The organism is Streptomyces sp. NPDC049970 (assembly GCF_040660235.1).
Taxonomy (GTDB): Bacteria; Actinomycetota; Actinomycetes; order Streptomycetales; family Streptomycetaceae; genus Streptomyces.
The window spans coordinates 65,156-87,147 of the sequence record NZ_JBFALP010000003.1; the positions used below are offsets into that span (position 1 = coordinate 65,156).

21 protein-coding genes are annotated in these 21,992 nt (G+C 70.1%); 15 read left to right on the forward strand and 6 right to left on the reverse strand.

Annotation, left to right across the window (positions count from 1 at the left end):
- Window positions 1-191: 191 nt before the first annotated feature.
- Window positions 192-986 carry a hypothetical protein gene (locus AB0I83_RS06550; protein ID WP_363303835.1) on the forward strand — a complete coding sequence of 265 codons (795 nt, stop codon included), beginning with the start codon at window positions 192-194 and terminating at the stop codon, window positions 984-986.
- Window positions 987-1,254: 268 nt separating this feature from the next.
- On the opposite strand, the gene AB0I83_RS06555 is transcribed toward AB0I83_RS06550, so the two are convergent.
- Entirely contained in the window at window positions 1,255-1,512 is a 258-nt protein-coding gene (locus AB0I83_RS06555) for a glutaredoxin domain-containing protein (RefSeq protein ID WP_356536713.1), read from the reverse strand.
- A gap of 201 nt (window positions 1,513-1,713) precedes the next feature.
- On the opposite strand from AB0I83_RS06555, the gene AB0I83_RS06560 reads away from it, so the two are divergent.
- The 5 genes from AB0I83_RS06560 to AB0I83_RS06580 all read left to right on the forward strand — a co-directional run bounded on the left by AB0I83_RS06560 (window position 1,714) and on the right by AB0I83_RS06580 (window position 5,700).
- Window positions 1,714-3,936 (forward strand): ATP-dependent DNA helicase UvrD2, encoded by a 2,223-nt coding sequence (locus AB0I83_RS06560; protein ID WP_363303836.1) that lies wholly within the window; start codon window positions 1,714-1,716, stop codon window positions 3,934-3,936.
- A gap of 167 nt (window positions 3,937-4,103) precedes the next feature.
- Window positions 4,104-4,442 (forward strand): hypothetical protein, encoded by a 339-nt coding sequence (locus tag AB0I83_RS06565; protein ID WP_363303838.1) that lies wholly within the window; start codon window positions 4,104-4,106, stop codon window positions 4,440-4,442.
- A gap of 172 nt (window positions 4,443-4,614) precedes the next feature.
- Window positions 4,615-4,983 carry a WhiB family transcriptional regulator gene (locus AB0I83_RS06570; protein WP_356536708.1) on the forward strand — a complete coding sequence of 123 codons (369 nt, stop codon included), beginning with the start codon at window positions 4,615-4,617 and terminating at the stop codon, window positions 4,981-4,983.
- Window positions 4,980-5,339 (forward strand): hypothetical protein, encoded by a 360-nt coding sequence (locus tag AB0I83_RS06575; protein WP_363303839.1) that lies wholly within the window; start codon window positions 4,980-4,982, stop codon window positions 5,337-5,339. The genes AB0I83_RS06570 and AB0I83_RS06575 overlap by 4 nt, the downstream gene beginning before the upstream one ends.
- Before the next feature lie 163 nt (window positions 5,340-5,502).
- Window positions 5,503-5,700, forward strand: a complete 198-nt coding sequence (locus tag AB0I83_RS06580; protein WP_363303840.1) for a hypothetical protein — start codon at window positions 5,503-5,505, stop codon at window positions 5,698-5,700.
- 245 nt (window positions 5,701-5,945) lie between these two features.
- Here the strand turns inward: AB0I83_RS06580 and AB0I83_RS06585 are convergent, their stop codons facing one another.
- Entirely contained in the window at window positions 5,946-7,535 is a 1,590-nt protein-coding gene (locus tag AB0I83_RS06585) for an AarF/UbiB family protein (protein WP_363303841.1), read from the reverse strand.
- A 64-nt stretch (window positions 7,536-7,599) separates the two neighbouring features.
- On the reverse strand, window positions 7,600-8,745 hold the full coding sequence (locus AB0I83_RS06590) for a ThiF family adenylyltransferase (RefSeq protein ID WP_356841443.1): 1,146 nt from the start codon (window positions 8,743-8,745) through the stop codon (window positions 7,600-7,602).
- Between the two features lie 180 nt (window positions 8,746-8,925).
- Between AB0I83_RS06590 and AB0I83_RS06595 the strand changes: the two genes are divergently transcribed.
- The 4 genes from AB0I83_RS06595 to AB0I83_RS06610 all read left to right on the forward strand — a co-directional run bounded on the left by AB0I83_RS06595 (window position 8,926) and on the right by AB0I83_RS06610 (window position 12,711).
- Complete coding sequence (locus tag AB0I83_RS06595) at window positions 8,926-9,549, forward strand: M48 family metallopeptidase (protein ID WP_363303842.1); 624 nt, start codon at window positions 8,926-8,928, stop codon at window positions 9,547-9,549.
- A 105-nt stretch (window positions 9,550-9,654) separates the two neighbouring features.
- Window positions 9,655-11,244, forward strand: coding sequence for a TerD family protein (locus tag AB0I83_RS06600; RefSeq protein WP_363303843.1), 1,590 nt, complete (start codon window positions 9,655-9,657; stop codon window positions 11,242-11,244).
- A gap of 11 nt (window positions 11,245-11,255) precedes the next feature.
- Window positions 11,256-11,936 carry an AIM24 family protein gene (locus AB0I83_RS06605; protein ID WP_356536695.1) on the forward strand — a complete coding sequence of 227 codons (681 nt, stop codon included), beginning with the start codon at window positions 11,256-11,258 and terminating at the stop codon, window positions 11,934-11,936.
- A 19-nt stretch (window positions 11,937-11,955) separates the two neighbouring features.
- On the forward strand, window positions 11,956-12,711 hold the full coding sequence (locus AB0I83_RS06610) for an AIM24 family protein (protein ID WP_356536694.1): 756 nt from the start codon (window positions 11,956-11,958) through the stop codon (window positions 12,709-12,711).
- Between the two features lie 81 nt (window positions 12,712-12,792).
- Here AB0I83_RS06610 and AB0I83_RS06615 read toward each other — a convergent pair whose 3' ends face one another.
- Both AB0I83_RS06615 and AB0I83_RS06620 read right to left on the reverse strand, forming a co-directional pair.
- Window positions 12,793-13,338, reverse strand: a complete 546-nt coding sequence (locus AB0I83_RS06615) for an NUDIX hydrolase (RefSeq protein ID WP_356536692.1) — start codon at window positions 13,336-13,338, stop codon at window positions 12,793-12,795.
- Complete coding sequence (locus AB0I83_RS06620) at window positions 13,335-14,822, reverse strand: zinc-dependent metalloprotease (protein WP_356536690.1); 1,488 nt, start codon at window positions 14,820-14,822, stop codon at window positions 13,335-13,337. The genes AB0I83_RS06615 and AB0I83_RS06620 overlap by 4 nt, the downstream gene beginning before the upstream one ends.
- Window positions 14,823-15,013: 191 nt before the next feature.
- Here AB0I83_RS06620 and AB0I83_RS06625 point away from each other — a divergent pair, with 191 nt between their 5' ends.
- From AB0I83_RS06625 to AB0I83_RS06640, 4 genes are all read left to right on the forward strand, one after another.
- Complete coding sequence (locus AB0I83_RS06625) at window positions 15,014-16,156, forward strand: SDR family oxidoreductase (protein ID WP_356536689.1); 1,143 nt, start codon at window positions 15,014-15,016, stop codon at window positions 16,154-16,156.
- A gap of 114 nt (window positions 16,157-16,270) precedes the next feature.
- The gene (locus AB0I83_RS06630) at window positions 16,271-16,732 is read left to right on the forward strand and encodes a molybdenum cofactor biosynthesis protein MoaE (RefSeq protein WP_363303844.1); all 462 of its coding nucleotides are present in this window, start codon (window positions 16,271-16,273) and stop codon (window positions 16,730-16,732) included.
- 127 nt (window positions 16,733-16,859) lie between these two features.
- A complete protein-coding gene (locus tag AB0I83_RS06635) occupies window positions 16,860-17,030 on the forward strand; it encodes a hypothetical protein (RefSeq protein WP_203182358.1) in 171 nt (56 codons plus the stop codon).
- Between the two features lie 176 nt (window positions 17,031-17,206).
- Complete coding sequence (locus tag AB0I83_RS06640) at window positions 17,207-18,316, forward strand: PDZ domain-containing protein (protein ID WP_363303845.1); 1,110 nt, start codon at window positions 17,207-17,209, stop codon at window positions 18,314-18,316.
- A 21-nt stretch (window positions 18,317-18,337) separates the two neighbouring features.
- Here the strand turns inward: AB0I83_RS06640 and AB0I83_RS06645 are convergent, their stop codons facing one another.
- Window positions 18,338-18,907, reverse strand: coding sequence for a PPA1309 family protein (locus AB0I83_RS06645; protein WP_363303846.1), 570 nt, complete (start codon window positions 18,905-18,907; stop codon window positions 18,338-18,340).
- 127 nt (window positions 18,908-19,034) lie between these two features.
- Here AB0I83_RS06645 and AB0I83_RS06650 point away from each other — a divergent pair, with 127 nt between their 5' ends.
- Complete coding sequence (locus tag AB0I83_RS06650; RefSeq protein WP_356536737.1) at window positions 19,035-21,950, forward strand: UPF0182 family protein; 2,916 nt, start codon at window positions 19,035-19,037, stop codon at window positions 21,948-21,950.
- Window positions 21,951-21,992 lie beyond the last annotated feature (42 nt).

Below are 21,992 nucleotides of genomic sequence, written 5' to 3' on the forward strand. Positions count from 1 at the left end.
GGAGTGCCTTGTCCGGGACATACACATGGGCGTCCCGAATGAGGAAGGGCGGCGACTGCCCGCCGCCGGTGCCAGCTGCTCGGGCTCTCCGGGTGCCGTGGGCGGCGAGGCCTTCACGACTACGCCCACGACCCGGCTCCGGTGCGAGGTGGTCGCGAGCCGTGTCGGACCTGCGTGCGACACTGCGGCCCATGCCTCTCGCGGATCTCACTCTCGACCAGTGGCGGTCCTTCGACCTGCCCACCGCACGCCGCGTCGCCGAGGAGGCCGCCGGCTCCGTGAACGGCCGGGTGACCCTCATCGGGACCACGGAGCACCTCGGTGCCCCGTTGCACCGCGTCCGGATCGAGCGGGACGAGCAGGAGTTCGCCCTGATACCCGGAGGACCGGTGTCCCTCGGCTTCGACCTGGACGGCTGGCAGCCGACTCCGCAGCAGACCGCCGACTACGCCGAGAGCCTGGCACAGGGCTTCGGCCACGGACCCGACCTGCGGGCCCATCTCGCGCAGGTGCTCAGCCCCCGCCGGAGCGTCGTCCTGGCCACGGTGCTCATGGCCGCGGAGGACGAGGTCCTGACCGAGTCTCCCGCTGACATGCCGGCCGTTCTCGCGGCTCGTGGCCTGCGGATGCCGAGCTCCGACGAGTGGGAGCACGCTTGTGGAGCCGGTGCGGAGACCCTGTTCCGGTGGGGAGACGAATGCCCCCTCGACCGCATCCCCTACGGGGACCGCACAGGCCCGCAGAACCAGCTGAGCGCTCTCGGCCTGCGCATCGCCTACGACACCTACCGTACGGAGCTGACCAGCGACGCCACCGCGGTTCACGGCGGGGACGGCGGCGAGGCCGTGTGCGGCGGCTACGGCCGCATGCTGGCATGGCTGCCCCTTGCCACCGCCAACCGCAACCCGTCCATGGCCGAGTTCGTCTACGGCCCGGACGGTGAGGACGTCGACGACTGCTCCACCCGGGCTGTGCTCACGCTCTGAATCTGTGGCGCCGCTTGGCGCTGGTTGCGCCTGTCGGCGCTGGCCCGCCGGACGGAGTGCCCGGCCGGCCTCCCGTGCCTTGGTGCCCGGCCTCCCGTGCCATGTGGGAAACGTGCGGGAGACCGGGTGACGACGGTCTCCTGTCGACCACGGCGGCAGCCTGTGACGGGGCCGTACCGAGGGCGGGCCCTGTCCTGCTGCGCGGGTTCCCAGGGCGCACAGAACCCCCGATCGGCGTCAGGCCGGTCGGGGGCTGTCCTCGCGGGAGTCAGGCGCCGAGAGCCTGCTTGACCTGGGCAAGGCTCGGGTTCGTCATGACGACCTCGGAGCCACCCTGGGCCGGAACGACCAGAAGCGTCGGCACGGTCTGGTTCCCGCCGTTCGCCTTCTCGACGAAGGCCGCCGAATCCGGGTCGTGCTCGATGTTGACCTCGGTGTACGCGATTCCCTCGCGGTCCATCTGGCCCTTGAGCCGGCGGCAGTAGCCGCACCACGTGGTGCTGTACATCGTCACAGTGCCCGGCATGTCGTCGGTGCTCCCTTGTCTCGTACGTCTCGCTGGGAAGGCGGGAAGGTCCACTCACGCAGCTTCCCGCATACGGGCAACGCACCTGACGCGACCACCATTCCCACGCCGGCCCGCCCGCCCCGCCCTGCCGGTACGACGAACGGCGGCCCCTGTGGACAACCGCCGCACCGGCCCCCCGCGACCTGGCAGCATGGCGGGGTGACAGCAGCAACGCACTCCACCCTCTTCCCTCAGGTCCCCGACTCCGCGGACGCCGTGCTCGACGGGCTCGACCCGGAGCAGCGCGAGGTCGCGCTGGCCCTCGGCGGACCCGTGTGCGTGCTGGCCGGAGCAGGTACGGGCAAGACGCGCGCGATCACGCATCGCATCGCCTACGGGGTGCGGGCCGGGATCCTCCAGCCGACGACCGTGCTCGCCGTCACCTTCACCAACCGCGCCGCCGGCGAGATGCGGGGCAGGCTCCGTCAGCTCGGAGCGACCGGCGTCCAGGCCCGTACCTTCCACTCCGCCGCCCTGCGCCAGCTCCAGTACTTCTGGCCGAAAGCGGTCGGCGGCGAGCTTCCGCGCCTGGTGGAGCGCAAGGTCCAGCTGGTGGCCGAGGCCGCCGCCCGCTGCGGGATCCGGCTCGACCGCAACGAGCTGCGCGACGCCACGAGCGAGATCGAGTGGGCCAAGGTCACCCAGACCGTGCCCGCGGACTATCCGGCCGCCGTCGCCAAGACCCAGCGGGACGCGCCTCGCGACCCGGCCGAGCTGTCACAGATCTACGCGATGTACGAACAGCTGAAGCGCGACCGGTCGGTGATCGACTTCGAGGACGTGCTGCTGCTCACCGTCGGCATCCTCCAGGACCGGCACGACATCGCGGAGCACGTGCGCCGCCAGTACCAGCACTTCGTCGTCGACGAGTACCAGGACGTCAGCCCGCTCCAGCAGCGGCTCCTCGATCTCTGGCTCGGCGATCGTGACGACCTCTGCGTGGTCGGCGACGCCGGTCAGACGATCTACTCCTTCACCGGCGCCACCCCCGACCACCTGCTGAATTTCCGCACCCGACACCCGAACGCCACCGTGGTCAAGCTGGTGCGCGACTACCGATCCACCCCCCAGGTCGTGAGTCTGGCCAACGGGCTGCTGGGCCAGGCCCGCGGCAAGGCCGCCGAGCACCGGCTGGAGCTGGTCTCGCAGCGCGCCAAGGGCCCCGAGCCCGTCTACACCGAGTACACCGACGAGCCCGCCGAGGCGGAGGGGACAGCCCGCCGGATCCGCGACCTGATCGCCGCCGGGGTCCCGGCCGGCGAGATCGCCGTGCTCTACCGGGTCAACTCCCAGTCCGAGGTCTACGAACAGGCCCTGGCGGATGCCGGCGTCCCCTATCAGCTGCGCGGTGCCGAGCGCTTCTTCGACCGTCCCGAGGTGCGTGAGGCGGGTGTGGCGCTGCGCGGTGCCGCCCGGGCAGGGGGCAACGACTCGCTGCTCGACGCCGCCGATGACCTGCCTTCCGAGGTGCGGGCGGTGTTCTCCACCAAGGGCTGGACCTCCAAGCCTCCCGCCGGTTCCGGCGCGGTGCGGGACCGCTGGGAGTCGCTCGCCGCCCTGGTGCGGCTCGCCGAGGACTTCGAACAGGCCAAACCCGGCGCGACGCTCTCCGATCTCGTCGCGGAGCTCGACGAGCGAGCCGCCGCCCAGCACGCGCCCACGGTCCAGGGGGTCACCCTGGCATCGCTGCACTCGGCCAAGGGCCTGGAATGGGACGCCACGTTCCTCGTCGGGCTCACCGAGGGCATGATGCCCATCGCCTACGCCAAGACCGACGAACAGGTCGAGGAGGAGCGCCGCCTGCTGTACGTCGGTGTCACCCGGGCCCGCTTCCACCTCTCGCTGTCCTGGGCCGTGTCACGGTCGCCCGGGGGACGCGCCGGTCGTAGGCCGACACGCTTCCTGAACGGTCTGCGCCCCGGCTCGCCCGCGGCCGGTATGCGCGCGGGTGCCGGGGGAGGCGGCGGCATCGACCGGGGTTCCGGCACCGGTACGGGCAGGGACGGAGCGGCGCGGGCGGCCGGGAAGACCCGACGCGGACCTGTGAGGTGCAGGGTCTGCGGCAGGACGCTCACCGAGGCCGGCGAGATGAAGCTGATGCGCTGCGAGGACTGCCCCTCGGACATGGACGAGGCGTTGTACGAGCGGCTGCGCGAGTGGCGTGCGGACCGGGCCAAGGAGATCAGCCAGCCCGCCTACTGCGTGTTCACCGACAAGACGATGATGGCGATCGCCGAGGCCGTCCCGGGCAGCGAGGGTGAACTCGTCGTCATCCCCGGTGTCGGGAACCGGAAGCTGACCAGGTTCGGGGCCGATGTGCTGGCCATCTGCGCAGGTCGGACGGTGGACGCGGGCCTGGCGGAGGGGCACGGTGACATGTGAGAAGAACTCGTCGAAAAAATAGTTTGCGCGCGCACCAGTCGTCACCATAGGTTCTTAACCACGGGAACAGCGTCTTCTCTGAAGCCCTCGCCCCGTGCTGTACTTATCCGAATACCGCGTGACCGGCCCCGGCCGGTCCCCTGAGACGCCGAGAGGAGGCGATTGTCGTGATCAGCATCATCAACACCACCGAAGTGACCGATCCGTCGGTCGTCTCCACCTGCGTCCTCGGCCTCACCCGCTCTTCGGAGCTCTCGCTTCGTGGCACCGGTGTGTCCGGCAACGCCGCCGTCAGCGCTCTGCCCCTGGCAAGCCTGCCCGTGCGGGAGCGCAATGAGCGACCGACCAAGGCACCGGAAGCAGCAGTAGCGAAGGGACAGGCCTCGGCCTATGCCTTTGCGGCAGCCGGTGCGGGCGCCAAGAAGCAGACGGCCAAGAAGCAGACGACACAGCACCACACGATGTGGGCCTTCCGCGGGCCTGAACCCTGGAGCGATCCAGCCTGATCCGGAATCAGGCCGGCGCCTTCAGGGCCGCGGAACCCCACTCGGGATCCGCGGCCCTTTTGTTTTGTCCGAACGGATGAGACGAGACGAAGGAGCCTCGGGACGAGCAGTACCTGGTACCAGCCGCCAACCGGCCCACAGGCCGGCAAGACCAGACGAGGACAACAACACCGTGCAACTCGAGACGCACGCCCCGTCAGTACCGCCTTCCGACGCGATCGCCCCGCCCGGCTCCACGAAGGACTCCACCTTGATCCCCCTCACCGCGCTCACCGCGCTCGACGACGCCATCGAGAACCTCGGCGTGCCCGTCCCCTGCCGCTCGTACGACCCGGAGGTCTTCTTCGCCGAGTCCCCGGCCGACGTCGAGTACGCCAAGTCCCTCTGCCGGACCTGCCCGCTCGTCGAGGCCTGCCTCGCGGGCGCCAAGGAGCGGCGCGAGCCTTGGGGCGTCTGGGGTGGCGAGCTCTTCGTCCAGGGCGTCGTCGTCGCTCGGAAGCGTCCGCGTGGCCGTCCCCGCAAGAACCCGGTCGCGGCGTGACCGCCGGCCTGGGGGTCATGTCCCCCACAGACACGAAGCGCATCGGAACCATCGACCGTCCCCAGACCCATGACCCCCGAAATCAGGCACCAATGATCACCCCCATGAGGGAGCCCGTCGGCTCCGCTACCCAGGACGTCACCATCATTGGCGCGAGCGACTCGCGTCAGAACAGGACCCGCGAGATGCAACTCATCCCAGAAGCCCTGGCCCGTGCGCATATGCACGACCGCCTGCGGGAGGCCGAGGAAGGCCGTCAGGCCGTGCGCATGGTCGCCGCCCGGCGGATGCAGCGCCGCGCGGAGCGTGCCTCGCTGCGTGCCCGTCGCGCGCTCGCCATGGCCGTCATGCAGTAAGGCGGTCACGCAGTAACAGCTCAACAGCGGTACGGCGAAAAACGGTTGCCGGGCACCGCTCGCCCAGGCAGCCACCTCCCCATCCGCGGGGTCGGCCCGAACAGGCCGGCCCCGCGGTGCGTTGCACCGCGCGCCGTCATCGCCACGGCGTTATCGTCGCGGGGTGGACGAGGAGACCCACCACCGCGCGGACCCGGACGACGGCCACCTGACGTGCGTCCGCTGCGGCACCACCGTCGAGGGCGACGCCCCGCCTGCCACCTGGCTCTGCTCCATGGAGAACGGCAGTCGTCAGTACTGCTGCGAGGCATGTGCCCGCACCCATATCCGCGCCATCGAGGGCAGGCTCGACGCCGACTAGTGGTGACCGCCGGTGCTCACCACGCCGGGCCACAGGGCCGATCCGATCTGAACCCGGGTGCCGAACCCGGATGCAGAACCCGTACACCGGTCGCCAGCGGTGCCCGATGGCCGGGAGCCGGGAGCCGGGAGCCGGGAGCCGGGAGCCGGGAGCCGGGAGGCCGTGCCGTGGTGCGGCGCGGTCTCCAAGCCCCCGACCGGACGGGGGGCGGCCCTTCCGGAACAAGGACCGGAACGAGGGAGCCTTCAGACGTCGACCGGCGCCGTCTCCTGCGTGCCTTCCGGTGCGTCGTCCGAGGCGTCTTCGCCCTCCTCCTGTTCGTACTCCGGGACGAACCCGGGCAGCCAGGACTCCAGTTCGTCCCGCAGCCGTACGGTCGCGCCCAGCTGGCACAGCACTCCGATCGTGCTGAGCGTGACGCGGTGGATCAGCAGATACGACGGGGGAAGGTTCAGCTGCTTGCCCAACTGGTGCGCGGGCGAACGCGGATCAGCGATCCGTCCGGCCTGGCTGCGCAACCAGGAGCGGGTGAAGGTGAATTCGTCCACCTGCGCCGGCTCGATGATCGGGAGGAGGTAGTCGAGCACCGCCTCCGGTTCCAGCTCGATCGACTCCCTGACGAAGCCGTCCTCCCGCAGCATCGCGTAGACACCCTCGGCGTCACCGTCCAGTGTCATCCGCAGGGCGTCACCGATGGTCTGCGGCAGGCCACCCGGCAGGCGGTCGACCGTCCCGAAGTCCATCACCCCCAGGCGCCATCGGCCGGGATCTCCGTAGAACCCGTTCGCTTCGACGGCGCCCGTACCCGCGTCGGTCACGTCCTCGGTCTCCGGTTCACCTGCTTCCGGTTCACCTGCGTCCAGGTCTTCCGCGCCCAGGCCCCCGGCCTCGGCGTCCAGGTGGCCCCCGGCCTCGGCCTCCGCCGTGTCGGCGTAGGTGCCCGCGGCGACGAGATCCGCGGGAGGCAGCAGCCGGAAGTTGCCCGGATGGGGATCGGCGTGCAGCAGGCCGGTCCGTGCCGGACCGGAGAAGAGGAAGCGCGCCAGCAACTGGCCTGCCCTGTCCCGCTGTTCCTTCGTCCCACCGGAGATCACCTCCGACAGCGGTATTCCATCGATCCACTCGGTCACCAGCACCTGTTCGGACTGGTGGACCACTCCCGGGACCACGACGTCGGGATCGCCCTCGAACTCCGCCGCGTGCTCCTGCTGGGCCCCGGCCTCCAGCTGGTAGTCGAGTTCCTCGGAGACCCGGTCGCGCATCTCGGTGATGAGCGGCTTGATGTCCATCCCCGGCACCAGCGGCCCGAGCAGCCGTGCGAACCGGCTGAGCTGCGTGAGATCCGAGAGCAGTGCCTCGCCGGCGCCCGGATACTGCACCTTCACGGCCACGACGCGGCCGTCGTGCCACACAGCCCGGTGGACCTGCCCGATCGACGCCGCGGCGGAGGGCTGGTCATCGAACTCGGTGAACAGCTCCCGCCAGTCCTGGCCCAGCCGCTCGGCCAGCACCCCATGGACGGTGCGGGTCGGCATGGGCGGGGCGGCCTCCTGCAGCTTGGTCAGAGCGGCCCGGTACGGGCCCGCGACGTCCTCGGGGAGAGCGGACTCGAAGACGGACAGTGCCTGGCCGAGCTTCATCGCACCGCCCTTCAGCTCGCCGAGGACCTTGAAGAGCTGGTCCGCGGTGCGCTGCTGCACCTCGCGAGCCACTATCTCCGCTGACTTCCCGCCGATCCGCTTACCCAGGCCCCAGGTGGCGCGGCCGGCGAAGCCGAGCGGCAGAGCGGCCAGCTTCGCGGTACGGGTGACCGCCTTCCGGGGAAGATCAGACATGTGCCCCTCCAGTTCCCAGACCGCCGTGGCGCGTTATGTGTCCGGCCCGCTCCGTCGGCGGCTGTCACCCCGCCATTGTGTCCTGCGTGGCGGCGTTCGCGGAGGTGAGCTCCCCCTCAGTGTGCCCGGCGGCTCCGCAGGCGCAGTCGAGGTGGGGTACCAGTGGTTCCGACCGCCAGTCCAGCAGCGGCATGGCGGTCTCCCAGCGTGTGCCCGTGCTGCCGGGCAGATCTCCGTCGATGAAGGACAGTGCGTGGGCCGCGGCCAGGCCTGCCACCGCGGTCGCCAGACCCAGATCGCAGGCCTGTACGGCCGTGCGCCGTCCGGACTGCCACTGCGCGAGCATCCGTGGCCACTGAGGATCCAGCTCCGCCCGGTGCAGGGCCAGGCAGCCCGCGCAGCCCGTGCCTCCAGGGAGGACGAGCGGACCGACCACCCCGGTGGCTTCGACCACTCCCGCGTAGAGGTGCGGTGTGCCGGAGGCCAGCCAGGGCGCGGCGACACCGGGGTCCGGGGCATGGACCGCGAGGCCGTCCCTCGGGGCCACCACGATCAGGGACAGCGGGGGTTCGCCGCCCTTCGTCGCGGAGCCTGACCGGTCCGTCCCGGGCGCCCCTCCGATCGCGGACCGGCGCACCAGCTGCCGGGCCGCCGTGTCCCGCCGCTCTCCCACCGATGCCGCGGGAAGACCACCGGGCGCGACGTCCCACGGCTCGGTACGGCCTCCGTCCAGCACGTCGACCCGGCCGACCCCGGACGCGGACAGCACCGCGGCGATCGTCGCGCCGACCCTGCCCGCGCCCCGCACCTGTACCCGCACGGCGCCCCGTGCCGCGAGTGTGCGCAATGCGCCGCCCGGTGCCGGGTGGACCACGGAGAGCGACGCGGCGTCGGGGCGTTGCCGCTCCAGGGTCTCGGCACGCCTGCGCAACGCGTCGGCTTCCACGCCGCCCGCACTCGGGTCGTCGAGCAGACCGGCTTCCGTGAGACGAGAAACGAGAATGTCCACATGACGGTCCGACAGATCCAGAGCCCTGGCTTCCTCGCGCAGGAGAGGCAGTCCACGTGTTCCGTCCAGGAGTTCCAGAAAGCTGCCGGTGGCGATATCCATCGGCCCCAGGGTCACCGCGTGCGCCGGCGTCACACCGAATTGCACGGTGTTCCGCCCACGCCAGGCGCGCCGGAGTGCGGGCTTGAGCATCGGATGCATGACTTCTCCCCGTTCGGTGTCGAGATCCGTTGCCAGAATGCAATGTGGCGCCGAAACGGGTCGAAAGTTATCCACAGGTCGTGGCATTAGTCGTTCAAATGGTGCGCGCCGAGAAGTGGATCAATACCGTGCGGTCGGGGAGGCGGGACTTCCCTGGCCGCCACCGGGTAACGTCGTGGCGTGTCCGCCGAATCCTCACCCGGTCTCGCCGGGGAGACCCCCGCGCGCAGCGCAGGACGCCAGCAGCGCAGCGCAGCCGCCCAGCCGCCCCGCACATCCGTGATGAGCGCGGTCGAGGTCCGCAGAAGCGCCCGTCGCAGCAGAACGGTCTCCGCCTACCGCGAGGGCGACCGCACCATCGTGCTCATTCCGGCCAGGATGTCGGAGGCCGAGGAACAGCGCTGGATCGGCGTGATGCTCGACAAGCTCGCCGCGCAGGAGAGCAAGCGTGTCATCGGGGGTGGTGAGCTCGCCGAGCGCGCGGAGCGGCTCTCCACCCAGTACCTGGGCGGCCGGGCCCGGCCCGTGTCGGTGCGCTGGGTGACCAACCAGAACACCCGCTGGGGCTCCTGCACTCCCGCCGAGGGCAGCATCCGCCTCTCGCACCGGCTGCAGGGCATGCCGGAGTACGTCGTCGACTACGTCCTCCTCCACGAGCTGGCACACCTGCTGGTCCCGGGCCACGGGCCGCGCTTCTGGCGCCTGCTGGAGGCGTACCCCCGTACGGAGCGGGCGCGTGGCTACCTCGAAGGCGTCGCGGCGGCGGAACGGCTCCCGCACCTGCCCGCCGCGCGCGAGGAGTGAGTCGCCGGTTCTGTACCGGATCTGTACCGGCTTGGCTCGATGTCGTGGTTTGCGGATAGCCTGACGCGACGCAATCACCTTCGGGATGGGGGACGGTCGTTACGCATGGCCAGGGAATTTCAGCGAGGCCACAAGGCCAAGATCAGTGATCTCACGCCAGGGACGGATCTGTACGTAGGCGTGCAGATGGCCGGTCCCGGCCTGACGTTCGACATCAGCTGCTTCGGTCTCGACGCCAACGAGCAGCTCTCCGACGACCGTTATTTCATCTTCTTCAATCAGCCGAAATCGCCCGAGGAGTCCATTCAGCTTCTGGGCGCCCAGGCCGGTGACACCGAATCGTTCCGCGTCACCCTCGACCGTATTCCGGCGGCTGTCCACAAGCTGTCCTTCACCGCCACGATCGACGGTGCCGGCCAGATGTCCCAGGTCGGCCCCGGATACATCCGGATCGTCGCCGGCGGCGAGGAAGTGGTGAAGTACGCCTTCACCGGCTCGGAGTTCACCACCGAGCGCGCGGTGATGCTCGGCGACTTCTACCTGAAGGACGTCTGGCGTTTCGCCGCGGTGGGCCAGGGCTTCGACGGCGGACTCGACGCGCTGCTGAAGAACTTCGGCGGGGAGGTCGCCGAGGAGGCTCCCGCCGCCCCGCAGCAGGGTGCCGCTCCGGGATTCGCCCCGCCGGCCCAGGCCACCGCGCCTCCCGCGTTCGGTGCGCCCGCCGCCCCCCAGCCCGCACCGGCGTTCGGTGCTCCGGCACCCGCACCGCAGCAGCAGCCGATGCACGCCGCGCCGACGATCGCGGCGCCCATGGCGCCGCAGGCACCCGCCCCGTACGGACAGCCGCCCCAGCAGCCGCAGTTCGGGCAGGTCCCGGGACAGGGCACGCCGCCGTACGGGCAGCAGCCTCCGGCAGCGCCGTTCGGCCAGCAGCCTCCCGCCGCTCCGCCGTTCGGGCAGCAGCCCCCGGCGCCGTTCGGCCAGCAGCCCCCGGGCATGCCGCAGGGAGTGCCGCAAGGGGTTCCGCAGGGCGGCGCGGGCCTGCAGGCAGCCCTGCGGCCCTACAAGGAGACGGCCACCGGGCAGCGCTGGACCTCGCAGAACCAGCAGCTCATGCGCGTCGACCTCACCATGGGCGGCACCCCCGTGCTGGCCCGGCAGGGCAGCATGGTGATGTACCAGGGCAAGGTCGACTTCGGCTACAAGGGCGCCGGGTTCGCGGGCCGTATGGTCGGCAACGCGACCGGCCAGGAAATGCAGCTGATGCGCTGCACCGGCCGCGGCCAGGTCTTCCTCGCCGAGGAGGGATCGCATCTGCATCCCATCGAGCTGCAGGGCGACGGTATCTGTGTGTCCGCCGAGAGCGTCCTCGCCTTCGACGAGACCCTGCAGTACGAGGTCCGCAGGATCGAGGGGCACGGAATCCCCGGCGGCGCCCTGTTCACCATGCAGTTCCAGGGCTCCGGCACGGTCGTCGTCAAGACGCACGGGGTTCCGGTCGTCCTGCCGGTCACCCCGACCACCTTCGCCGACTGCAACGCCGTGGTGGCCTGGTCGTCCGCGTCCCAGGTGATCATCTCCAGCCAGGTCCGGCTGCGCCGCAACGCCTACCCGGGGCACAGCGGGGAGACCGTGAACCTCCAGTTCCGGGGAGCCCCCGGAAACTTCGTCGTCGTCCAGCCCTACGAGGTCTGAGGGAGCCCGTCATGAACCAGCAACTCGCGGGCTTCGCCCCGACCCCCGTCACGGCCCGGATGGAGAACCACGGCCGCACGATGCTCAAGGTCGCCATGGCCACCGGCCAGGACCTCTACGCACGTACCGGTTCGATGGTCGCCTACGAGGGCTTCATCCAGTACGAGCCCAATCCGCCCGCCGTCCGCCAGATCGCCTCGCAGTGGATCACCGGCGAGGGCACGCCGCTGATGAAGTGCGCCGGGGACGGACTGCTCTACCTCGCTGACTACGGCGCGGACGTGGTCGTCATCAACCTCGACAACGACTCCCTGTCGGTCAACGGCACCAACCTCCTCGCCTTCGACAGCCACCTCACCTGGGGCGTGGAGCGGGTGAAGGGACTGGCCAAGTTCGCCGGCCAGGGCCTGTGGAACATCGCCGTCCAGGGCACCGGATGGGTCGCCATCACCTCGCGCGGCACTCCGATCGTCGTCGACTGCGGCAGGGGCGAGGACGAGACGTACGTCGACCCCGACGCCCTCGTCGCGTGGTCCCCGAACCTCAAGGTGAAGGGCAAGCGCAGCTTCAAGGCGGGCTCGCTCATAGGGCGGGGCAGCGGAGAGGCGTACCAGATGGCCTTCTCCGGGCAGGGCATCGTCGTGGTCCAGCCGAGCGAGGACAGTACCGACCGCCTGCGGGTCCGGAACTGAGCGGGGGGAGAAGAAGATCATGCAGAGTCCGCTTTTCAGCTACACCGAACAGCAGTCGCAGGACCGGTACACGGTCCAGAACCCGCAGCTCCTGCGGGTCTCGCTGACCGGCCACGACGACGTCCTCGCGCGGAAGGGCGCCATGGTGGCCTACCAGGGCCTCATGGAGTTCGACGGCGAGTACCAGTCGCAGGGGCAGCGTCGTGCCCGGCGGAACACGGGTGAGGGCCTCGACCTCATGCGGTGCTCGGGACAGGGGACGGTCTACCTGGCCAACCTCGCCCAGTACATCCACGTGGTCGACGTCGACCACGAGGGCATGACGGTCGACAGCGCCTACGTCCTCGCCCTGGACTCCTCGCTGCACACCGAGGTCATCGCGGTGGACAGCCAGTACGGGATCTCGGGCACCGGCAAGTACCAGCTCAACATCACGGGCAACGGCAAGGTCGCGCTGATGACCTCCGGCCAGCCACTGATGATGCAGGTGACGCCGGACAAGTACGTCAACGCCGACGCCGACGCGATCGTCGCCTGGTCGAGCGGGCTGCGGGTGCAGATGCAGGCCCAGACCCACTCCTCGGGAGTCATGCGGAGGCGTGGCAACACGGGGGAGGGCTGGGAGCTGAGCTTCCTGGGCCAAGGCTTCGCGCTCGTCCAGCCGAGCGAGGTGCTGCCTCCGCAGAGCGCCCAGATCGGACAGGGCGCGGCGGCCCAGTTCGGCGTGGGCCAGCACGGTGCGCGCAGTCAGAACCAGAACAACTCCTGGAACTGAGCCGCACGGCGGTCAACGGGTGAGGGCGGACTCCACCGGAGTCCGCCCTCACCCGTGTACGGGGGCGCCCGTGCCCGCCGTCTAGCCTGCCTGTCCCAGTCGTGCGCGGGTGCTCTCCAGCAGGCGTACGACAGAGGCGTCGGCCACCTCTGCCACCTCGGCGTAGGGGAACCAGCGCAGATCGAGGGACTCCTCGCTGATCCGCTCCGTCGCCCCCGCCGTCGCGGTCGCCGCGTACTGGACGTCCAGATGCCAGTTGCACGGTGCCGGGATGGGATGCCGGTCGAGCCGCACGGGCCCGCCCGGCAGCAGGGTGAGCCCGGGGATCCCCGACTCCTCCGTGGCCTCCCGAAGGGCGGCGGCCTCAAGGGTGGGGTCCTGCTGCTCGCAGTGCCCGCCCATCTGCAGCCACATCCGAAGCTTCCTGTGCAGGGTCAGGAGTACCCGGCCGCGCTCCGGATCGATCACCAGGGCGCTGGCCGTCAGATGCCCGGCCCCGCAGGCCTTCCACATGCCGTCGGGGTGCCCGGCCAGATGATCCAGATAGGCCTGCCGCAGCTCCTGCTGGCCCGCGTCGTCGGTGTCGTAGCCCTTGAGCGTGAGAACCGCGTCGTCGTGAAGGGTCACCTGCCGGTGTCGTCCTTGCCGTCGTCCGCGGAGTCGTCGCCGGAGTCCTCGCCTGCGGAGTCGTCCGCGGGACCCTTTCCGGATCCGCCCTTCTCCACGTCATCCGCGGCGGGCTTCCGCGGGCCGTTGGCCGCCTCCCCGAGCATCTTGTCCAGCTCGGAGAAGTCCAGCTGCTCGTGGTGGACGAAGCCGTCCGGGTCGTCCAGGTCATGGGCGGTGGGCAGCATGTCCGGGTGACCCCACAGGCCGTCGCGGCCGTCGACGCCCCGGGCGTCGGTGAGCGAGGCCCACAGCCGCGACGCGTCCCGCAGCCGGCGCGGCCGCAGCTGCAGCCCGATCAGCGTGGCGAAGGTCTGTTCGGCGGGGCCGCCCGACGCCCGGCGCCTGCGCATCGTCTCGCGCAGCGCGTCGGCCGAGGTCAGCCGGGACTTCGCGGCCTCGTGGACCACGGCGTCCACCCAGCCCTCGACGAGGGCGAGGGCCGTCTCCAGACGCGCCAGGGACGCCTTCTGCTCCGGAGTGTCCTCCGGCTGGAACATGCCCTGCTGCAGCGCGTCCTGGAGCTGCTCGGGCTGCGACGGGTCGAACTGGCCGACGACGTCCTCGAGCTTGCTCGTGTCGACCTTGATGCCGCGCGCGTACGCCTCGACCGCGCCGAACAGATGGGACCGCAGCCACGGCACATGGGCGAAGAGCCGCTGGTGAGCGGCCTCGCGCAGCGCCAGGTACAGCCGCACCTCGTCCTGCGGCACGCTCAGGTCCTTGCCGAACCGCTCGACGTTCAGCGGGAGGAGCGCGGCCTTGCCGGCCGGTGCCAGCGGCAGGCCGATGTCGGTCGAGCCGACGACCTCGCCCGCGAGCACCCCCACGGCCTGTCCGATCTGCTGACCGAACATGGCACCGCCCATGGACCGCATCATCCCGATCAGCGGACCCGCCATGGCCTGCATCTCCTCGGGCAGGACGTCGCCCATGGCCAGGCCGACGCGCTCGGCCACCGGGTCCACCAGCTGCTGCCACGCGGGCAGCGAGGCCTCGACCCACTCGGCGCGGCTCCACGCCACGGTCGAGACGGACCCGGAGGGCAGGGACGTCACGCCGTCCAGCCAGAGATCGGCGAGACGCAGTGCCTCGTCCACCGCGGAACGCTCCGCGGGGCCGACGCTCGCGTCCTTGCTGCCGTCCGTCGTGCCCTGCGACACGGTCTGGCGGGCGATCTGCTTGGCCATGTCCCAGTTGACCGGGCCGCCCTCGTAGCTCAGCATCTGGCCGAGCTGCTGGAAGGCCGCACCCAGGTCGTTCGGGTTCATCGAGCCGAACATCGCCGCGAACGGGTTGTCCCCGCCCGCGCCGGGCCCGAAGCCGAGTGGGTTCGCCGGCCCGCCCGAGCCCTGCCCACCACCGGTGGGGTCCTTCTTCCTGCCTTCGTCGCCGTCTTCCGGCTCCTCCGGCGGAATGCCGAATCCGAATGGGGTGTCACTCACGGGTTTCCTCGGCTCGTAGGGCCGCCGGCTCGAACCGACGGCGACTGCCCGACATCACCATCAAGCGTAGACACCGAAGACCGCTTGGGGCCTCAGTGCTCCGCCGGCTCCCGGCCTGCGGCAGGATGGACGCCACCTGGTACGCACGCGTCATTCGGGTACGTACTGAAGACAACCGCTGGAGACGCCCGGTGAGTTCCCCAGATCCACAGGTTCGCGCAGCGCGAAACCTGGCCGACCCCTCGACCGAGAGCAAGCCCACGAAAAACAACTCCCGGAGCCGCGGCCCAGTCGTCGCGGTGACCGGTGCCGCGTCCGGCGTAGGCGAGCTGCTCACCGCGCACCTCGCCGCATCCGACGAGATCAAGCAGGTCATCGCCATCGACGAGCGCCGCGGTGACGTCTCCGAGGCGACCTGGCACATCCTGGACGTACGGGACCCCGCCATCGCCGAGAAGCTGCGGGGTGCGGATGTCGTCGTGCACATGGCACTCGACCTCGACCTGGAGACCGACGCCGCGGCCCGTACCGCGTACAACGTGCGCGGTACCCAGACCGTACTGACGGCGGCCGCCGCCGTAGGGGTCCACCGGGTCGTCCTCTGCACCTCGGCGATGGTCTACGGCGCCCTGCCGGACAACGACATCCCGCTCTCCGAGGACGCCGAGCTGCGTGCCACGGCGGAGGCCACCGGCGTCGGCGACCTGCTGGAGATCGAGAGGCTCGGCCGCCGTGCTCCCCGCGCCCACCCCGGTCTCAACGTCACGGTGGTACGACCCACCGTCCTGGTCGGTGGTACGGACACGGCCCTCACGAGGTACTTCGAGTCCCCGAGGCTCCTCGTCGTCGCCGGATCCCGCCCGGCCTGGCAGTTCTGCCACGTCGACGACCTGGTGAGCGCGCTGGAGTACGCCGCGCTGGAGAAGATCGAGGGGGAGTTCGCGGTCGGCTGCGACGGCTGGCTCGAGCAGGAGGAGGTGGAGGAGCTCTCCGGGGTGCGCCGCATGGAGCTGCCGTCCGCCGTGGCTCTCGGCGCGGCCGCCCGGCTCCACAGGATCGGCCTCACGCCCTCCCCGGCGGGCGACCTCGCCTACACCATGCACCCCTGGGTCGTCAGCGTGAGCCGGCTCCACGACGCGGGATGGCGCCCCCGCTGGACCAACGAGGAGGTACTTGCGGCACTCCTCGAAGAGGTCGAGGGCCGCCACACGGTCGCCGGCCGGCGACTCGGGCGCAAGGACGCCACGGCGGCGGGCGCGGCCGGGGCCACGGTCGCCCTGCTCGGCACGGCCGCACTGGTCAGGCGGGCACGCAAGGCGCGCCGCCGCTTCTGAACGGCTCTCCCCTCGCCCCCGTCCCCGCCCTGGTAGGAGGCTCCAAGCGCGAAGGCAGGCCACCGGTCGAACACGCTATTGGGGGTTGTCGGTGCCGTGCGGCACGATGGCCCCATGGCACGAATCCACGATCACCCGGGCGAGCAGGCTGCCCAGGACCCCATCCGGCTCCTGGGCATCCGCGACACGCCGCTCTCCGTCGACGAGATCTTCCGCGCCGTGGGGGACGACGCCGCCGGAGGCACGGCGCTCTTCGTCGGCACGGTGCGCGACCACGACGGCGGGGAGGACGTCGGCTCACTCGGGTACTCCTGCCATCCGACGGCCGTCGACGAGCTCCGCAGAGTGGCCGAGAAGGTCGTGGCGGAGTTCCCGGTGCGGGCCCTCGCCGCCGTCCACCGGGTGGGTGAACTGGGTGTCGGCGATCTGGCCGTGGTCGTCGCCGTCTCCTGCGCCCATCGGGGTGAGGCGTTCGAGGCCTGCCGGAAGCTGATCGACGACCTCAAGCACGAGGTCCCGATCTGGAAGCACCAGCGTTTCTCCGACGGCACCGAGGAGTGGGTCGGCGCCTGCTGAGCGCAAACCGCCCCGGGGGCATTCAGCCCCGATTTGCGTAACCGCCCCCCTGCCACGAGCGTTGGTGCTGCAAGTGGTTAATCTTCTGATCGTCAGTTGCGGTCGCTCATGGGGTAGGGAGGTCGTGATGGCAGCACTCGCTTGGCTTTTGATTCCGCTTATAGCCGCACTCGGCGCGGCGATATGGGGAGGGTGGGCAGCCCGCAATCGAACGACCGGCGACGTCACCGAACTCGCCGGGTACGCCAGGTTCCGTGAAGCGATGGAGAAGTCGGACTCCGGTTCCGAGGCAGTCTGAGTCACCGGCGGCCGAACGCAGTCGCCAACTCCGCACCGTCCCTCCCCGTCACGCGTGCACACGCGCCACGAGCGGCCGTGACGGTCTCCGGCCCGCGCCGGACCACCCACGTCGTGCCGCCCCGTACGGACCGGCCCCGGCGGTGCACTGACAGGCCCTTCCCGTACTGTCGTTCCATGCCACGCCGCACCGCGACGATGCTCGCCTCGACCCTCATCCTGATCGCGCTGCTCTGCGCAGGCGTGCTGATTCCGGTGCCGTACTCGGAGATGTCGCCCGGCCCGACCGTCAACACGCTCGGTGACGCCCGTGGCGAGCCGGTCCTGCACATCACCGGCCACAAGACGTACCCGACGTCCGGGAACCTCAACATGACGACCGTGCGCGTCACCGGCGCGGACTACGACATGAACATCGTCGAGGCCGTCTACGGCTGGCTGGCCCACGACAGCGTGGTCGTCCCGCACGACACCCTCTACCCGGACGGCAAGACCGAGCAGCAGTCCACCCAGGAGAACGCCGAGGAGTTCAGCCAGTCCCAGGAGAGCGCCAAGGTCGCGGCCCTGGAAGAGCTGAAGATCCCCGTCACATCCCGTGTGGTGGTCTCCACCGTCGTCAAGGACAGCGCCGCCGAGGGCGTGCTGCACGCGGGCGACGTGATCAAGGCCGTGGACGGCACGGCGGTCCGTGAGCCCGAGGACGTCGCGAAGCTCGTCACGAAGCACGAGCCCGGCGAGGACGTCGTCTTCACGGTGATCCCCGCCAAGGCCGCCGCCGCGGCCGAGAAGGCGGGCAAGGAGCCCCAGGGATCCCACGACGTGACCCTCACCACCCGCAAGGCCGCCGCGGATCCCGCCGACCCCTCGGGGGACGGCCGGGCCGTCGTCGGGATCCAGGCGGGGACGGACCACACCTTCCCGTTCGAGATCGACATCAAGCTCGCCGACGTCGGCGGCCCCAGCGCGGGACTGATGTTCTCGCTGGGCATCATCGACAAGCTCACGCCGGGCAAGCTGACGGGCGGCAAGTTCATCGCCGGCACGGGAACGATCGACGACAGCGGGACGGTCGGGCCCATCGGCGGCATCAACATGAAACTGGTCGGCGCGCGCAACGCGGGTGCGCGCTACTTCCTCACGCCGGACGACAACTGCGCCGCCGCGGCGTCCGACACCCCGAGCGGCCTCACCCTGGTACGGGTGAAGACCCTCGACGACGCCACGAAGGCCCTGGAGAAGATCCGGACGGGGGACACGGCCGGCCTGCCGAGCTGCTCGGCAAGCTGAGACCGGCCCCCGCCCCGCCGATCAGGACTCGAACGTGGCCGCGAGCGCGTCGGACAGCCCGGGAACCAGTCCCGCCCCGGTCAGGACCTCGGTGGGGGAGTCCTTCTCCCGCAGCCTGACGGCCGAGTCGCGGGCTCCGTCCCGCAGCACCGCCACGGTCATGCGCACCTCCTGCCGGTCCGGGTGGTCGGCGACCCACTTGGTGAGCCGGGCGTCGCTCAGGCCCTCCGGCACGGACGCCTCGGCGGACGGCGGCAGCATCAGCCGCTCCACGGTCATGGCGCAGCCGACCACGGCGTCGGGCCAGGCGATCGTGGCGAGGAACTCGTCCAGCGCGGTGCCGTCGGGGAGCTCCTCCTGCTCGATGGGGGTGAGGGCGGCGGGTGCCGAAGCGGCGTCGTCGAGGCCGAGCTGGGCGGCGAGACCAGGCTCCTGGGTGCGCAGCCGCGCGGTGTCGACCAGGGCGAACAGCCGGGCGGGCTGGTCCCAGCCGAGACCCGCGGCATAGGCGTCGATCTCGAGGACGGCGACGGTGAGGGGACTCGCGGCCATCGGCGGTCCTGAAGGGGAAACGTTGGGCATGACCAACATCCTGCCTCCTTTCGTCCCGGGAACGGGAACTAGGTAAAGCCTGAGTAAGTTGCATAGGTGGGCTCTACGATCGCTGGGCCCGCTCCACACGACCGCGAACTTCGAGGTGCGCACGTTGGCTTTCCAGATGCCGGACCGCGGCGGAGGCCCGACCGGGCCACGGATCAGAGTCGGCCGCCCGTCCCGGCGCGTCCGTACCCTGCTCATGACACTGGGTGTCCTGGCGGTCCTCGCCATGGCCTTCGTCATGTTCGCCGGGTTCTGGACGGACTGGCTCTGGTACAGGTCGGTCGCGTATTCGTCCGTCTTCACCACCACCCTGTGGACCAAGATCGGCCTGTTCCTCGTCTTCGGACTGCTGATGGCCGTCGCCCTCGGCGTGAACATCTGGCTCGCGCACCGGCTCCGGCCGCCGCTGAGCGCGATGTCGCTGGAGCAGCAGAGCCTCGACCGCTACCGGATGAGCGTCGCCCCGCACAAGAAGTGGGTACTGCTCGCCGTCACCGCGCTCGTCGGCCTGATCGCCGGGGCGTCCGCCTCGGGCCAGTGGCGTACCTGGCTGATGTACGTCAACGGCGTGCCGTTCGGCCAGAAGGACCCCCAGTTCAAGCTGGACGTGGCCTTCTACGCCTTCGACCTGCCCTGGTACCGCTTCCTGCTCGGGTTCGGCTTCGCGGCTGTCGTGCTGTCGCTGATCGCCGCGGCGCTGACCCACTACCTGTACGGCGGACTGCGGGTCACGAGCCCCGGCGCCCGGGCCACCGGGGCGGCCACCGGCCATCTCTCGGTGCTGCTCGGCATCTTCGTGGCGCTGAAGGCCGTGGCCTACTGGCTCGACCGGTACGGCCTGGCCGTGAAGTCCAGCGACTTCAAGGCCACGGACAACTGGACGGGCCTGCGGTACGTCGACGCGAACGCCTACCTGCCGGCGAAGACGATCCTGTTCTGCATCGCGGTGATCTGCGCGCTGCTGTTCTTCGCCACCCTCTGGCGCCGGACCTGGCAGCTGCCGGTGATCGGCTTCGGCCTCATGGTGCTGTCGGCGATCCTGATCGGCGGGCTCTACCCGGCGATCGTGCAGAAGTTCCAGGTCCAGCCCAACGAGCAGGCCAAGGAAGCGCCGTTCATCCGGAAGAACATCGACGCGACACGTGATGCCTACGACATCGACGACGCGAAGGTGGACGACTACTCCGGCAAGAGCACGACGACCGACGAGGCCAAGCTGCGCGCGTCCGCGAACGACGCCGCCAGCTACCGGGTGATGGACCCGAACGTGGTCTCCCCGGCGTTCCAGCAGCTCCAGCAGAAGAGGAACTACTACCAGTTCCCCAAGACGCTGGACGTCGACCGCTACAAGGGCAAGGACGGCAAGGAGCAGGACACCGTCATCGGCCTGCGCGAGCTCAACCTCGAAGGACTGCCCAAGCGGAACTGGATCAACGACCACTTCACGTACACCCACGGGTACGGCGCCATCGCGGCCAGGGGTACCACGACGGGCACGAACCCGTCGGGCTCCCCGGACTTCACCGAGTCCGGGCTGCCGACCAGCGGTGAGCTGCCGAAGTACGAGCAGCGGATCTACTACGGCGAGAAGACCGAGCAGTACTCCATCGTCGGAGGGCCCCAGAAGGAGCTCGACTACGAGGAGGACGGCGAGAAGACCACCAGCTACAAGGGTGACAGCGGGGTCAGTCTCGCCAGCGCTTTCAACCGCGCTGCCTACGCCGTGTCGTTCAGCGAGCCGCAGATTCTGTATTCGGGAGCCATCGGCGACGGTTCGCGGATCCTGTACAACCGCACCCCCAAGGAGCGCGTCGAGGCGGTCGCCCCCTGGCTGACCATCGACGGCGACGCCTACCCGGCGGTCGTGGGCGGACGGATCCAGTGGGTCGTCGACGCGTACACCACGACCAACGGCTATCCGTACGCCTCGCGTACGACCCTGGGTGACACCACGGCGGACTCGCTGACCACCAACCAGCGCGCGGTCGTCGCCCAGCAGAACCAGGTCAACTACATCCGCAACTCGGTGAAGGCCACCGTCGACGCGTACGACGGCAAGGTGAAGCTCTACGAGTGGGACACCGAGGACCCGGTCCTCAAGACCTGGCGCAAGGCCTTCCCCGGAACCGTGAAGTCCAAGGGCGACATCCCGCGGGACCTGATGGACCACCTGCGCTACCCGCAGGACCTGTTCAAGGTCCAGCGCGAGCTGCTCACGCGGTACCACGTGCAGGACCCCGCGCAGTTCTACAGCGGGAGTGACGCCTGGCAGGTGCCGGACGACCCCACCAACAAGGAGCCCGGGGCCGTTCCGCCGTACTACCTGAGCATGAAGATGCCCGGCCAGGACCAGCAGAGGTTCTCCCTCACCACCACGTTCACACCGAAGGGACGGCCCAATCTGGGGGCGTTCATGGCGGTGGACGCGGACGCGGCAGGTGACGACTACGGCACGATAAGGCTGTTGAGAGTCACCACCACGGTCAAGGGCCCCGGACAGGTGCAGAGCGAGCTCAACGGCAACGACGACGTCGCCGAGTTCGTGAGAAACCTCAAGGGCACCGACTCGGACATCGAGTACGGAAACCTCCTGACCGTGCCGCTCGACGGTGGCTTCCTCTACATCGAACCGGTGTACACGCGCGGTGGCACGCAGAACTACCCGCTGCTGCGCAAGGTGGCCGCCTCCTACGGGTCGAAGATCGTCTTCGAGAACAGCCTGAGTGAGGCGTTGAACGCCGTCTTCGGGGTCGAGGGCGATACGACGACTCCGCCCGAGACGGAGCCACCGGGTGACACCACGGAGCCTCCCGCCACGGGGGACGCGGCGCTGAAGAAGGCCATCGCGGACGCCCAGAAGGCCTACACGGCCGGTGAGGACGCTCTCCAGAAGCAGGACTGGACCGCCTACGGCAAGGCCCAGGCGGACCTCCAGGACGCGCTGGAGAGGGCCGCAGCCGCCCAGCCGGGGGCCGGCGGGGGCGCCGGGTCGGCGGACAAGTCCGGTGACGAGGGCGGGGACCAGGGCAGCTGAGAATGTTCCACCCCGCGTCGTGGTACGGTTTCAACACAACGA

Excerpts from the sequence above, each read along its gene's own strand:
- AB0I83_RS06610 (WP_356536694.1), top strand. The coding sequence starts at position 11,956 with ATGCAGAGTCCGCTTTTCAGCTACACCGAACAGCAGTCGCAGGACCGG.
- AB0I83_RS06635 (WP_203182358.1), top strand. The coding sequence starts at position 16,860 with ATGGCAGCACTCGCTTGGCTTTTGATTCCGCTTATAGCCGCACTCGGC.
- AB0I83_RS06630 (WP_363303844.1), top strand. The coding sequence starts at position 16,271 with ATGGCACGAATCCACGATCACCCGGGCGAGCAGGCTGCCCAGGACCCC.
- AB0I83_RS06650 (WP_356536737.1), top strand. The coding sequence starts at position 19,035 with ATGCCGGACCGCGGCGGAGGCCCGACCGGGCCACGGATCAGAGTCGGC.
- AB0I83_RS06640 (WP_363303845.1), top strand. The coding sequence starts at position 17,207 with ATGCCACGCCGCACCGCGACGATGCTCGCCTCGACCCTCATCCTGATC.
- AB0I83_RS06555 (WP_356536713.1), bottom strand. The coding sequence starts at position 1,512 with ATGCCGGGCACTGTGACGATGTACAGCACCACGTGGTGCGGCTACTGC.
- AB0I83_RS06550 (WP_363303835.1), top strand. The coding sequence starts at position 192 with ATGCCTCTCGCGGATCTCACTCTCGACCAGTGGCGGTCCTTCGACCTG.
- AB0I83_RS06590 (WP_356841443.1), bottom strand. The coding sequence starts at position 8,745 with ATGCATCCGATGCTCAAGCCCGCACTCCGGCGCGCCTGGCGTGGGCGG.
- AB0I83_RS06605 (WP_356536695.1), top strand. The coding sequence starts at position 11,256 with ATGAACCAGCAACTCGCGGGCTTCGCCCCGACCCCCGTCACGGCCCGG.
- AB0I83_RS06585 (WP_363303841.1), bottom strand. The coding sequence starts at position 7,535 with ATGTCTGATCTTCCCCGGAAGGCGGTCACCCGTACCGCGAAGCTGGCC.
- AB0I83_RS06645 (WP_363303846.1), bottom strand. The coding sequence starts at position 18,907 with ATGTTGGTCATGCCCAACGTTTCCCCTTCAGGACCGCCGATGGCCGCG.
- AB0I83_RS06600 (WP_363303843.1), top strand. The coding sequence starts at position 9,655 with ATGGCCAGGGAATTTCAGCGAGGCCACAAGGCCAAGATCAGTGATCTC.